At 68.5% G+C, this 12,397-nt stretch carries 11 protein-coding genes and 1 pseudogene; 4 read left to right on the top strand and 8 right to left on the bottom strand.

The window, feature by feature from the left end; all coding sequences use genetic code 11:
• Positions 1-73: 73 nt before the first annotated feature.
• Positions 74-898, top strand: a complete 825-nt coding sequence (locus FNH08_RS13705) for a maleylpyruvate isomerase family mycothiol-dependent enzyme (protein ID WP_322724423.1) — start codon at positions 74-76, stop codon at positions 896-898.
• Between the two features lie 36 nt (positions 899-934).
• On the opposite strand, the gene FNH08_RS13700 is transcribed toward FNH08_RS13705, so the two are convergent.
• The 3 genes from FNH08_RS13700 to FNH08_RS13690 form a co-directional block, all read right to left on the bottom strand.
• Positions 935-1,720: a hypothetical protein gene (locus FNH08_RS13700; RefSeq protein WP_152771752.1), complete on the bottom strand. Its 786-nt coding sequence runs from the start codon at positions 1,718-1,720 to the stop codon at positions 935-937.
• 239 nt (positions 1,721-1,959) lie between these two features.
• Positions 1,960-3,267, bottom strand: a complete 1,308-nt coding sequence (locus tag FNH08_RS13695) for an MFS transporter (protein ID WP_152771751.1) — start codon at positions 3,265-3,267, stop codon at positions 1,960-1,962.
• The gene (locus FNH08_RS13690) at positions 3,264-3,938 is read right to left on the bottom strand and encodes a GntR family transcriptional regulator (RefSeq protein ID WP_152771750.1); all 675 of its coding nucleotides are present in this window, start codon (positions 3,936-3,938) and stop codon (positions 3,264-3,266) included. The genes FNH08_RS13695 and FNH08_RS13690 overlap by 4 nt, the downstream gene beginning before the upstream one ends.
• 206 nt (positions 3,939-4,144) lie before the next feature.
• Between FNH08_RS13690 and FNH08_RS13685 the strand changes: the two genes are divergently transcribed.
• Entirely contained in the window at positions 4,145-5,044 is a 900-nt protein-coding gene (locus FNH08_RS13685) for a D-alanyl-D-alanine carboxypeptidase family protein (protein ID WP_152771749.1), read from the top strand.
• A gap of 96 nt (positions 5,045-5,140) precedes the next feature.
• Here FNH08_RS13685 and FNH08_RS13680 read toward each other — a convergent pair whose 3' ends face one another.
• The 3 genes from FNH08_RS13680 to FNH08_RS13670 all read right to left on the bottom strand — a co-directional run bounded on the left by FNH08_RS13680 (position 5,141) and on the right by FNH08_RS13670 (position 8,411).
• Entirely contained in the window at positions 5,141-5,803 is a 663-nt protein-coding gene (locus FNH08_RS13680) for an ABC transporter ATP-binding protein (protein ID WP_322724422.1), read from the bottom strand.
• Entirely contained in the window at positions 5,800-7,974 is a 2,175-nt protein-coding gene (locus FNH08_RS13675; protein ID WP_152771747.1) for a hypothetical protein, read from the bottom strand. The genes FNH08_RS13680 and FNH08_RS13675 overlap by 4 nt, the downstream gene beginning before the upstream one ends.
• A gap of 140 nt (positions 7,975-8,114) precedes the next feature.
• A complete protein-coding gene (locus FNH08_RS13670) occupies positions 8,115-8,411 on the bottom strand; it encodes a lactococcin 972 family bacteriocin (protein ID WP_152771746.1) in 297 nt (98 codons plus the stop codon).
• 345 nt (positions 8,412-8,756) lie between these two features.
• Between FNH08_RS13670 and FNH08_RS13665 the strand changes: the two genes are divergently transcribed.
• Positions 8,757-9,440, top strand: a complete 684-nt coding sequence (locus FNH08_RS13665) for a LuxR C-terminal-related transcriptional regulator (protein WP_152771745.1) — start codon at positions 8,757-8,759, stop codon at positions 9,438-9,440.
• 136 nt (positions 9,441-9,576) lie between these two features.
• On the opposite strand, the pseudogene FNH08_RS13660 reads toward FNH08_RS13665, so the two are convergent.
• Positions 9,577-9,699 (bottom strand): annotated as a pseudogene (locus tag FNH08_RS13660) (2-oxo acid dehydrogenase subunit E2); the annotation flags it as partial.
• Positions 9,700-9,805: 106 nt separating this feature from the next.
• Between FNH08_RS13660 and FNH08_RS13655 the strand changes: the two are divergent.
• Positions 9,806-10,807, top strand: a complete 1,002-nt coding sequence (locus FNH08_RS13655; protein WP_152771757.1) for a BRO-N domain-containing protein — start codon at positions 9,806-9,808, stop codon at positions 10,805-10,807.
• 141 nt (positions 10,808-10,948) lie between these two features.
• On the opposite strand, the gene FNH08_RS13650 is transcribed toward FNH08_RS13655, so the two are convergent.
• Complete coding sequence (locus FNH08_RS13650; protein ID WP_322724421.1) at positions 10,949-12,391, bottom strand: dihydrolipoamide acetyltransferase family protein; 1,443 nt, start codon at positions 12,389-12,391, stop codon at positions 10,949-10,951.
• Between the last annotated feature and the right edge of the window lie 6 nt (positions 12,392-12,397).

Genomic DNA, 12,397 nt, shown 5'->3' with positions numbered 1-12,397 from the left:
ACCCACACCCCACCCCCCACCGACACGACCGCCCACGTACATCCCGTACCGACCGCCCGAGGGGTCCCGTTCCGTGAGTCTGCATCCCACTCTTCAGCCCTACGCCGACGCCTGGACCCACTCCGTGGACGCGATATCCGAGCTGGTGCAGCCGCTCGTGGAGGGCGAGTGGAACCGTAGGACCCCATGCCCCGGCTGGTCCGTCCGCGACATCGTCTCCCACGTCATCGGCATGGACTGCGAGATGCTCGGCGATCCGCGCCCGATCCACACGCTGCCGCGCGACCTGTACCACGTGACGAACGACCACCAGCGCTACATGGAGATGCAGGTCGATGTCCGCCGCCACCACACGGCGCCGGAGATGACCTCCGAGCTGGAGTACACGATCATCCGCCGCAACCGTCAGCTGCGGAACGAGTCACGGGAGCCGGACGCCAAGGTGCGCGGCCCGCTCGGCGTCGACCTCACCCTTGAGCAGGCCATGCGGAACCGGGCGTTCGATGTCTGGGTGCACGAGCAGGACCTGCGCACGGCCCTCAGCCGCCCGGGGAACCTCGACTCGCCGGGCGCCCACGTGGTCCGCGACGAGCTGCTCTCCGTCCTGCCGAAGGTCGTCGCCGAGGACGCCCAGGCGCCCCGCAGCTCGGCGATCGTCTTCGACGTGCACGGGCCGGTCGAGTTCATCCGTACCGTCCGTGTGGACATCCAGGGGCGCGGCACCCTCGAAACCTCTCCCGCCCTCGGTCCCGCCGCCACCCTCACGCTCGACTGGGAGACCTACGTCCGTCTGGCCTGCGGCCGCGTCACCGCGGAAGGGGTCGCCGACCGGATCAAGGCCGAGGGTGACTCCCAACTGGTCGCGTCGATCCTGCGGTCGTTCGCGGTGACGGTGTAGCCGTTCAGCACCCGGCGGAGGGTCGGCCCTCGGTGCTCAGTGGTCCTCGGTGATCGTGGTGGCGATGCCGTTGGTGAGCTCGACCTTGGCGGTCAGGCCCTTCTTGGCCGCGGCCTCCAGCTCGTCGAGGGTGCACCGCGAGGTCTCGGCCGACCCCTCGGTCCCGCATATGGTGCCCGCGCCGTTGACGACGGTGTCCTCGGCGACGAAGAACGCCTGCTGGGTGTCCTTCAGGTCGGAGACCGTGTACTTGCCCGGCGCCAGGTACTTGACCTGGCCCAGCCAGGTTCCGCTGACGCCCTTGCCGGAGCCGGAGCCGGTGCCCTCCTCGCCGGCGGGCCGCTCGGTGATCACCGTGGCGATGCCGTTCTTCAGCGTCACGTCGGCCGGAACGGCACCCTTCTTGGTGGCCGTCTCCAGCTGGTCGAGCGTGCACACCGCGCCCTGGCAGATGGTGCCGGCGCCGTGCACCACGGTGTCCTCGGCGACGAAGAACTGCTGCTCGGTCCGCCCCGGGACCGCCACGATGTACTTGCCCGGCGCGAGGTAGCTGACGGTGCCGTTCTCGAACGTCCCGCTGACGCCGCTCTTCGAGTCCGAGGCGTTGTTCGCGACCTGGGCCGAGCCCTTCTTGCCCGACGACGAGCCGGCCGACGTACCCGACGAGTCGGACCCGGACTTCGACCCGGACTTGGACGACGACTGGGAGGACTGGGAGGACGAGCTGCCCGTGGTCGAGGAGTCGTTCTGACACGCCGTCATCAGCAGCCCGGCAGTGATCGCGGCGGTGACGACGACGGCCTTGCGCAGGTGGCGGTTCATCACGGATGTCCCTTCGGATACGACGAGGAGAAGCGAGGAGCGGGGGCGCGTCGGCGGCTGTGCGTCGTGCGTCGCCCGCTGTGTGATCAATAAGAGCCCCCGTCAGGCCCTCGGGTCACGCCCGGTCGTCGCTTCACGACACCGCTGTCGCACGCCCGTGACAGAGCAACACCTCGGCTTCGAACAGCCCTTGCGGCCAACCACCGGCTTCGAACAGCCCCTGCGGCCACCCGTCCGCGTCACGCGGGCACGTGCACCGTCTCCACACGGCTCGCCACCAGCCGCTCGCGCTCCCGGCGGGCCGCGCGGCGGCGCAGGCGCAGGATCTGGGTGAGGCCCAGGGCCTGGAGGACGAAGACCGCCGAGAAGGCGATGCGGTAGTCCTCGCCGGTCGCGTCCAGGAGGACGCCGACCGCGAACAGGGTCGTCATCGAGGCCACGAAACCACCCATGTTGGTGATACCGGAGGCCGTGCCCTGACGCTCGGGCGGGTTCGCCGGGCGGGCGAAGTCGAAGCCGAGCATCGAGGCGGGACCGCACGCGCCCAGGACCACGCACAGGACGACCAGCAGCCACATCGGAGCCCGGTCGTACGCGAGGGTGGCCGCCCACACCGCCGCGGTCGTCCCCACCGTGCTCAGCGCCAGCGGCAGCCGGGCCGCGTGGTGCCGGGAGACGATCTGCCCGTACACCAGACCGACGAGCATGTTGGACAGCACGATCAGCGTGAGCAGGTCACCGGCCGTCGCCCGGGTGAGCCCCTGCGCCTCGACCAGGAACGGCAGGCCCCACAGCAGCAGGAACACCATCGCCGGGAACTGCGTCGTGAAGTGCACCCACATACCGAGCCGGGTGCCGGGCTCCCGCCAGGACGCCGCGATCTGCCGCCGCACGTACGCCGCCCCGTGGTGCGGGAACGGCTCGGGCTCGTGCCCCTCCGGGTGGTCCTTCAGGAAGAGGAGCAGCAGGACGAGGACCAGGACGCCCGCCACCGAGCTGCCCGCGAACGCCGCCGTCCAGCCCACGCCGTGCAGCAGCCGCGCGATCACCAGTGTCGAGACCAGGTTGCCCGCCATGCCGGCGAGACCGGCGAGCTGCGCGACCACCGGCCCGCGCCGGGCGGGGAACCAGCGTGAGCCGAGCCGCAGCACGCTGATGAACGTCATCGCGTCACCGCAGCCCAGCAGCCCGCGCGAGGCCAGCGCCATGCCGTACGAGGGCGAGAAGGCGAACCCCAACTGGCCCGCGGTGAACAGCAGCACGCCCAGCGTCAGCACCTTCTTGGTGCCGAGCCGGTCGACGAGCAGCCCCACGGGTATCTGCATGCCCGCGTACACGAGCAGCTGGAGGATCGAGAAGGTGGACAGGGCCGAGGCGTTCACATGGAAGCGGTCGGCGGCGTCGAGGCCGGCGACCCCCAGTGACGTACGGAAGATGACCGCGACGAAGTAGACGGAGACGCCGATGCCCCAGACGGCGATCGCGCGGCGGCCGCCGGGCGGGTCTCCGGGCAGCGCGGCGGATCCCGCGCTCGAGCGCGTACTCATCGCACCTCGCCCCGCGCCAGGTTGGAGAACCAGCTGACGTGCCGGTGGACGATGGCCACGGCCGCCTCCGCGTCGCCCGAGCGCAGCGCCTCCAGGATCTCCCTGTGCTCGACCAGCGTCTTGGTGATCCGGTCCGGGTGCGCGTGCATCACGGCGACGCCCATGCGCAACTGCCGGTCGCGGAGCTGGTCGTAGAGGCGGGAGAGGATCTCGTTGCCACCGCTGCGGACGATCTCGGCGTGGAAGCAGCGGTCCGTCACGGCCGCTCCCGCGAGGTCCCCCGCGGCGGCCTGCGTCCTCTGCTGCTCCAGGAGTTCCTCCAGGCGGGCGATGAGGCGCGGTGAGGCCGGCGTGGTCTTGCGGATCGCGTGCTCCTCCACGAGCTGGCGGGTCTCGACCACGTCCGCGATCTCCTGCGCGGAGACGGGCAGGACGAGGGCGCCCTTCTTCGGGTAGAGCTTGATCAGCCCCTCGACCTCCAGCCGCAGCAGAGCCTCCCGTACGGGAGTCCGGGACACCCCGACCGCCTCGGCCAGCTCGCCCTCGGTGAGCAGTGTCCCGCCCTCGTAACGGCGCTCCAGGACGCCCTGCTTGACGTGCGCGTACACACGGTCGGCGGCGGGGGGCTGCTTCACGGCGGGAGTCTCGGTCGCGGGCGGGGCTGAAGGCATGCCCACAGCATAGATACAACACGTACGCATGACTGCTCCCGTCCACGATCCGGGACGGGCCCCATCGGTCACACGAGTAAGGGGCACCCCCCTCAGAAACACCACAACCTTTTGTGCTACTTACGTGTCACACGAGAGCGGCCCTTTCGCGCCTTCGCCCAAGCGGCCGCATTCCTCAGACATTTGACGCAATCGGGGTATTTAACTTGATTACCGCCATCAGGGACGGGCGTGTTCGCAGAGCCGCCGCCGTAGTCGTCACCACCGGCGCGCTGCTCACCACCGGCGCCCTCGGCGTGGCTCCGGCACAGGCCGCGGCCAAGCCCACCATCGCCGCCAAGGGCGGCTACGCGATGAACAACGCGAACGGCAAGACGCTGTACACCAAGGCAGCGGACGGCAAACTCTCCACGGGCTCCACCACGAAGATCATGACCGCTCTTGTGGTGCTGAAGCAGCAGAATCTCGATCTGAACGCCAAGGTCACGATCCAGAAGGCGTACAGCGACTACATCGTCGACAACAACTGGGCTTCCAACGCCAAGCTGATCGTCGGCGACAAGGTCACCGTCCGCCAGTTGCTGTACGGCCTGATGCTGCCGTCCGGCTGCGACGCGGCGTACGCCCTCGCCGACAAGTTCGGCTCGGGCTCGACGCGGGCGAAGCGCGTGAAGTCGTTCATCGGCAAGATGAACACCACCGCGAGCCAGCTGGGCCTGACGAACACGCACTTCGACTCGTTCGACGGCATCGGCAACGGCGCCAACTACTCGACGCCGCGCGACCTGACGAAGCTCGCCAGTGCCGCGCTGAAGAACTCCACGTTCCGCACAGTCGTCAAGACGAAGAAGTACACGGCGAAGACGACCACCAAGACGGGCAGCACCCGCACCATGGCGCCGTGGGAGAACACCAACGGTCTGCTCAGCGGCTACAGCGGCACCATCGGCGTGAAGACGGGCTCCGGCCCCGAGGCCAAGTTCTGCCTCGTCTTCGCCGCCACCCGCAACGGCAAGACCGTCGTCGGCACCGTCCTCGCCTCGACGTCCATCCCGGCGCGCGAGTCGGACGCGAAGAAGATCATGAACTACGGCTTCGCGCAGTAACCGAAGACCGGCCTTCCGGACGTACTGGAACTTCCTCACGTACAAAGGGGCCCGCTGCTCGAACAGCAGCGGGCCCCTTGCCATGTTGTTCCGGGCTCAGCAGGCGCCCGCCCCGGCAAGGCCGACACTCGACACGTCGAAGACCTGATCGCATTGATCACGCACCCAGTCGTCGTGCGTGGCAATCACGACCGCGCACCCGGATTCGGCCATGTGACGCAGCACGTCCACGACCATCTCCGTGTTGGCCCGGTCCAGCGCGCCTGTGGGCTCGTCGGCCAGAACCAGTCGGGGCTCCTTGACCAGCAGGCGGGCCAGGGCCACGCGTTGTTGCTCGCCTCCCGAGAGCCGACTGACGCGGTCACGTTCCCGGCCACCGAGCCCCACGCGGTCCAGAGCCCGCGCTGTCTCATCCCTCGCCACCTGTCCCTTCCGGCCCCGCGCTGTGTGGGCCACGTCCAGGTTCTGGGCGATCGTCGCGTTCTCGACCAGTGCGTAGTTCTGGAAGAGATATCCGAGGACGTCACGACGAAAGCGCCGTGCGGCACCCGGTTTCGGCCTCGTGATGTCTTGGTCCTCATACCTGATCAGTCCGGCCGTCGGCCCGTCGAGCAGACCGAGGCAGTTGAGCAGTGTGGACTTGCCCGAACCGCTGGGGCCGACCAGGGCTGTCAACTGGCCTTCCTTGAGAGTGAGGTTGACGCCCGACCAGAGCATTCGCTCCCCGTAGGATTTCGCCAGGTCCTCGATGACGATCACTGTCTGCTCCTTGCCTGGTGAGAGGGTTGACGCGGTGTCCTGCAGGTCACCCATCGCTCGCCCTCTCGCGCACGACGCGCCGGTGTAGGAGAACAAGGGGCCAGATCACCGAACCCGCGCAGATCGCCGCCAGCGACATGGCCGAGGCCCAGTCCGCGCCGGTCATCTCGGCGGGCGGGTAGGGCGCGGGTATGCCCATCTGAGCGAAGACCTCGAGATCCTGGTTGTCCTGCCACACCTGGTACGGGCCCCAGGCCAGCAGGGCCGCCACGACCGTGGTCTCGATTCCCAGCAGTACACGATGGGTCACGGTGAACCGCCAGCCGCTGAACATGGCGGGCGAAGATTGCCTGCGCGTTGCGGCGCGCGTGAATCGTGCACACTCCGAGCCCTGTGATGACCAGAACCGCGGCACCCGCCGCCGCGCTGAACACCGCGAGACGGAACTTTCCGAGCAGAGTGCTCATCTCCTCCGCCACTTCCTCGGCGACCGGAGTGACCGCCACGACATGCCGCGCGAGCACCGGATCAGCAGCCCGCGCCCGGCTCACTCGGCCCGGGTCGGGGAAGAGCACGGCGCCCTGGGTCGCGTACGCCGTGAAGGACAGGTCACTCAACAGGCCCTGGCGGGACGGGAAGACGGCGATGACGGGATCCTGGGCGAAGGATTCGTCCATCTGCCACGCCCCAGGTACGGCCGGCCCCTCGGTGTCGGGGCTGTAGGCGAAGATCCGCTGTCCATCAGCGGCGACAGCGGGTTCGAAACGTGTCCTGCCTGCCGTACGTACCTGCTCCGGCTGGTCACGGGTGAGAGGCATCTCGGCCACCGTGCGCGCCACGGCATCCCGCTGATCGGCCAACGACTCAGGCACCAAGATCCTCACCACAGGCTCGCCACCCGCCTCGCGCACCGAGCGGTCGCCCGCGTATCGCTTGCCCTCCGCGTCCAGCACCGGCTGGGCGTCCAGAAATGCCTCGTTGACGATCAGCAGCTCGTGCTCGGCCCCACCCGCCACGGACCGGTCCAGCGCGTTCCGTGCCGCGAGAATGACATGGCCCGAGCGGTCCTCCTTGCGCAGCCATGCGCCGATGGCTCGCTCGGACCTGTCACGGTCCTTGTCACTGAAGTTGTTTCCTTCGGTGATGACCGAGGTCTGTCCGAGCTTGCGGTATGCCTCGTAGGAGCGCTCGCGATCGGTCAGGTCCGCGCCGGCGGTCATCGCCTGGGCCGCGAGCATCACGACGAGTCCCAGGACGGGGACACGCACGGCGTACACGGCTACCGAGGCGGTCCTGCCCGGGAGTTCCCCCTTCACCGCCGCCGGCAGCGCGACGCGATAGGTGAGGGCCAGCGCCGCCGCATGTGCTGCCACCGCAGCAGCAACGAGGAAAACGGCGAGCACGGCAAGGGTGAGGGCGTACTGGACGAGTCCCGCCAGACCGTTGAAGACGGCGAGCCCGATGAGCACCGTCACGGACACGGCGGCGGCCGTCATCCCCCAGAACGGGACCACCTGCCGAAGGTCCCGCGCCAGGATCCGGACAGCGGCGAGGCCCTGAAGCCGGCTCACACCGTAGGACCTGGTGTTCAGCAGGACACCGGCACCGGTGAGGGTGATCACCACCAGGCCCATCATCAACCAGGCATCGGAGAAGGCGCTGTCCCCGTAACCCTCGTTGAGCGTGCGCACCGACCAACGGGACACCGCGTTCGCGGTCATGCCCTCGGCGCGCAGGAAGCCTGCGAGTTCCCCCGCCTTGTCCGCGCCGCTGAACACCACATAGCGCCCCAAGGGAGCGCGGTCTCTGAGCTCGTCGAACGGGTGGATCTCCGTGGTGACGGAGCGGGAAAAGTCGGGGTACCCGTCCTTCAGCCAGGTCCCGCCCGGGACCGCGGGATCGCCGTTCACCAGGTAGAGATGACGACGATTCCGGTGGTCCGCAAGGTCCGGAACCAACTGTGCGAGGGTGATACCGCGTTCCTCGGCGAAGCCCTCGATCGCCTTCCTCGCCTCGGCCGCGCTCTCGCGCTGGTCCCACCCCGACACCGTGACAGAGGCATCGGCTTCGAGGGGAGTGGCCTCGTCCATGTGCGTGACGAGAAGGAAGGCCAGTAACGCGGAGAACACGAGGATCACCGCGTGAACCAGCCGGATGCTCTTGTGAACCATGCCCTGCCGATCTCGTGTCCTGGATTCCCACCATGCCGGTGGACTACGCTGCGAGGTCCCCGCGGGGAGGCGTCTCCATCGCCTCCCCGCGGGCAGCCCTCACCAGCGGAGCACCGCTTTCCCGTATCTGAGAGCCTCGTTCAGCACTTGCGCCAGTACGCGTAGTCGGTCTCCTCGGGGTGCGCCGGCAGGTCCGCGTACGACCACTTGTCGGCGTTCACACAGGCCGAGCGCTCCTCGTCACCGTAGCCGTTGCGCACGCTGGAGCCGTGCTTGGAGCTCGAGTGGAAGTAGTTGGACCACACGGTCTCGCTGGTGGTCCCGTAGCTCCACGTCCCTCCGCCGACCTCCTTGGTGACAGCCAGGGCGGGCGCGGCCGCCGCCGTCACGAAGGCGGCCGAGACCACCAGGGCTTGCAGAGGCTTCTTGAATCTCATGCTTGCTCCTCCTCCGACAACTCTCGAGTGACAGCGCCGAGTGGCTCCGTCACGGACCCTCCGACCGGAGAGCCGAGGAAGATTCTTGTGGGTGACGGGCCGGTCGCCTGCTTCTTCCGACCCCAACCCTCGGCAGGAACTCACGGGTAACCTGGCCGTGTTCGGATATTTCCCCCGTCTCCGTCGGGTCGACACAGTGCGTCCCGCGCGCCCACCTGCGACGGCCGTAGAGGTGCACACCCTGCTGAAGATGGCCGTGTTCACAGTGAGAGTTGCTCACTTTTAATGATCCGAGCAGTCACTGACCGCGACCGCTGACAAGTACATGACGCCACCCGGGGGGGCATGTCTCGTACGACCGTTCTTCTCTTCCACGAGCATTCGTTGGTGCGGCTGGGAGTCGCCGCTCTGCTCTCCGACTTGGGCGGCATCGCGGTGCGCACTGCTGTGGACCTACGCGAGGCCCTGGACTTGGCGGGCATAGCACCAACACCTATGGTGACCCTCATCTCAGTGAACTTCCCTCATCTCGACGCACTGCTGGACCAACTGCGGCGCCGACAGAGCGAAGTGAAGGAGAGGGCGGGGATCGCCGTGGCACTGACCGGGCCGGGCGACTCCACCATGCCGTTGGCGGCCTGGCCGCCGGGAGTACACGGCTACATTCCGGAGGACGCCGCACCCGACGCGCTCGGTCACGCGATACGAGTGCTTGCATCGGGCGCCGTGGTGTTCCCCTCCTCACTGCTGTCGCATGCGGTCGACGGGATGAGGTCCGGTGCGATCGCGAGGGGCGAAGCGGTCGCGAGGCGATTATCGGGCCGGGAACGCGAGGTGCTCGGCCAACTCGCCGCAGGCTGCTCCAACCAGCACATTGCCCACAAGCTCGGGCTGAGCCAGGGAACGGTCAAGTCGTATGTGGCATCGATCTTCGTCAAGATCGGTGCTGAGAACCGGGTCCAGGCCGCGCTGTGGGCTCACGGCATCGGAATGCCCACCACTCTGGACCGCGCGAACCGAACGGCCTGAACCCGCCCGTGCGCAGGCCCGCGGAACACGGGTCCGTTGCACGAGAAGAACCAGACCGGTCGACCGCGATGGGCGAGGTCCCGCTTCGCCGGTCATCCCATGGCGGCCCTTGTCCAAGACGGGGGCCGCCTCGATATCAGGCCCAGGTGAGCAGCCGCTGCGACTGTTCCAGGATCGCCGCCACGTCGGCCAGTACCTTCGAGGCCAGCGCCCCGCCCACCAAGCGGTGGTCGAAGCCAAGCGCCATGGTCGTGACTTGGATCGCAAACCGAACAGACAGGCGCCCCTCTCACGGGTGAACATCATTGCGCCAGCTGGCATATTCGATTTCTTCCGCCTTACGTTCCGCAGCGGAGGTGGTTCACATGATCGAACCCAGCAAGCACCAGCCCGATCCGCGCACCCAGCAGGATGCGATCGACGTCAGCGACTTCGTCTACGCCGCTACCGGCGCCCGGGTCCGCCGGCTGACCATGCCCGACGGGACCCACTGGTTCCCGGCGGTGGATGTCTGCAAGCAGTTGGGTCACACCAACTCACGGCAGGCACTCTCCGACCATGTCCCCGAAGGACACCGAGACATTCTCGAGACCGTAACTGGAGCTTACGGTCTCAGCATTCCCGCAGGTAGAGAGTGGCGTCGAGACCTGAATCTCATCGATCTCCAGGGTCTGATCCTTCTCGTCAGTGCCTGCACCAAGCCCGAGTGCGCCCCCTTCAAACTGTGGGTCGCCGAAGTGATCGAGACCGTTCAGCGGGAGGGTTCCTACACTCTTGAGGAGGCCGAGGTGCAGCCCGCCGACCCGGCCGCCCCTGTCGCGTACGCCATGCCGGAGCAGGTGGCCGAGGCCATCGTCCGGCTGGAAGAACGCAACCTCCAGGCGGACGAGCAACTCGCCATCGCGCAACACGAATCACTCGCCCTGCAGCGGGACACCCTGGAAATGCAGCGAGCCATGGTGGAGACGCAGCACACCATGGTGAAGATGCAGCGCGAAACGCTCGTCGCCCAGCAAGCCATCGCCCAGGCCATGGAACGCATCGCGAACCGGCTCGACGTCCTCGCTCTCGACCGTCCGGCGCCCACCACCGACCTGTCGGCGCATCCGACCACCGAGTCAGTGCTGACCGACTGGCGGAGGCGGTTGTCCGTGACGGCGGACGTGTGGGCGGTGGCCGTGGTGATCGCCCCGGTTCTCGTCGAGGAAGGTGAGCTGCGGCAGCCGCTGGAGGCGATCGCGGCCCGTACGGGACTGTCGGTGCACCGCGTCAACGAATGCCTCCGCCTGCTCCGCAAACACGCCTGCATCCACCCCCGGGGCGCGGCGGAGGACGGGGCACCGGTGTACGTGCTCAACCGGCCCTGAGACGCCCTTGCACTGGGCCGCCCGACTCGCGCCCGGCGATCGTCGCGGCCTGGCACCGCGGGAGCGGGAACAGCAAAAGGGGTCGTCGCAGCCCAAACCTGCGGCGACCCCTTCGCGTAGAGGCTATCCGGCCGAGAGCCGTCAGGCCCAGGTGATCAGCCGCTTCGGCTGTTCCAGGATCGCCGCCACGTCGGCCAGTACCTTCGAGCCGAGCTCCCCGTCCACCAGGCGGTGGTCGAAGCTCAGCGCCAGTGTGGTGACCTGGCGGGGCTTGACCTTGCCCTTGTGGACCCAGGGCTGGAGCTTGATGGCGCCGACGGCGAGGATCGCGGCCTCACCGGGGTTGAGCAGGGGCGTGCCCGTGTCGACGCCGAAGACGCCGACGTTGGTGATGGTGATCGTGCCGCCCTGCATGGCCGCCGGGGAGGTTTTGCCCTCCCTCGCCGTCCCCACCAGCTCACCCAGCGCCCCCGCCAGCTGCGGGAGCGTCTTGTCGTGCGCGTCCTTGATGTTCGGCACGATGAGGCCGCGGGGGGTCGCGGCCGCGATGCCCAGGTTCACATAGTGCTTGAGCACGATCTCCTGGGCGGGCTCGTCCCAGGACGCGTTGATCTCCGGGTTCCGCCTGATCGCGACCAGCAGGGCCTTGGAGATCAGCAGGAGCGGGTTGACCCGCAGGCCCTCGAACTCCGTGTCCTGCTTCAGCTCCTCGACGAGCTTCATCGTGCGGGTCACGTCGACCGTCACGAACTCCGTGACGTGCGGAGCCGTGAACGCGGAGCCGACCATGGCCTGCGCGGTCGCCTTGCGGACGCCCTTGACCGGGACGCGGGTCTCACGGGCGCCGTCGTACGACGCCACCGGCGCCGCGACGGGTGCCGCGACACGTGCGGCGGGCGCGGCCGCGGGCGTCTCGACGACCGGTTCGACGACCGGAGTCGGGGCCACCGCCGCGTGCACGTCCTCGCGCGTGATGATGCCGTCAGGGCCGGACGGTGTGACCGTGTCGAGGTCGACCCCGAGGTCCTTGGCCAGCTTGCGCACCGGCGGCTTCGCGAGCGGACGGGGCCGCGCACCGGTCCCGTGTCCGTTCAGCTCGCCCTGGACGCCGTGGAGGGCGGAGGCCGCGTACGGCTCGTCCTCGGCGGGCGGGGGCGCCACGGGCCGGGTTCCCTTGCGGGGGCGGCGCTTCGTGGACGACTCGGCGACCCCGTAGCCGACGAGGACCGGCTTGCGGCCCTCTGGCTTGGCCGGCTCGGCGGCCTTCGGAGCCTCGGCCTCCCGCGGCTCCGCCACGGCTTCCTCGGCCGCGGGCGCGGCGCCGCCCGCCACGTCCACCGCGATGATGGCCGTGCCCACGTCCACGGTGGTGCCCTCGGGGAAGTGGAGGTCACGCACGACGCCGTCGTACGGGATGGGCAGCTCGACCGCCGCCTTCGCCGTCTCGACCTCGCACACGACCTGTCCGTCGGTGACCGTGTCACCGGGCTGGACGTACCACTTGAGGATCTCGGCCTCGGTGAGCCCCTCGCCCACGTCGGGCATCTTGAACTCCCGCACGGACGCTTCTGTCATCGTCGTCACGGCCCT

The sequence above is a fragment of the Streptomyces spongiae genome (assembly GCF_009377185.1).
GTDB classification, from domain to species: Bacteria; Actinomycetota; Actinomycetes; order Streptomycetales; family Streptomycetaceae; genus Streptomyces; species Streptomyces spongiae.
This window is presented reverse-complemented; position numbering and strand designations above follow the sequence as displayed.

Coding starts and splice junctions, on each gene's coding strand:
- FNH08_RS13690 (WP_152771750.1), bottom strand. CDS start 3,938: ATGCCTTCAGCCCCGCCCGCGACCGAGACTCCCGCCGTGAAGCAGCCC.
- FNH08_RS13675 (WP_152771747.1), bottom strand. CDS start 7,974: ATGGTTCACAAGAGCATCCGGCTGGTTCACGCGGTGATCCTCGTGTTC.
- FNH08_RS13700 (WP_152771752.1), bottom strand. CDS start 1,720: ATGAACCGCCACCTGCGCAAGGCCGTCGTCGTCACCGCCGCGATCACT.
- FNH08_RS13665 (WP_152771745.1), top strand. CDS start 8,757: ATGTCTCGTACGACCGTTCTTCTCTTCCACGAGCATTCGTTGGTGCGG.
- FNH08_RS13695 (WP_152771751.1), bottom strand. CDS start 3,267: ATGAGTACGCGCTCGAGCGCGGGATCCGCCGCGCTGCCCGGAGACCCG.
- FNH08_RS13655 (WP_152771757.1), top strand. CDS start 9,806: ATGATCGAACCCAGCAAGCACCAGCCCGATCCGCGCACCCAGCAGGAT.
- FNH08_RS13670 (WP_152771746.1), bottom strand. CDS start 8,411: ATGAGATTCAAGAAGCCTCTGCAAGCCCTGGTGGTCTCGGCCGCCTTC.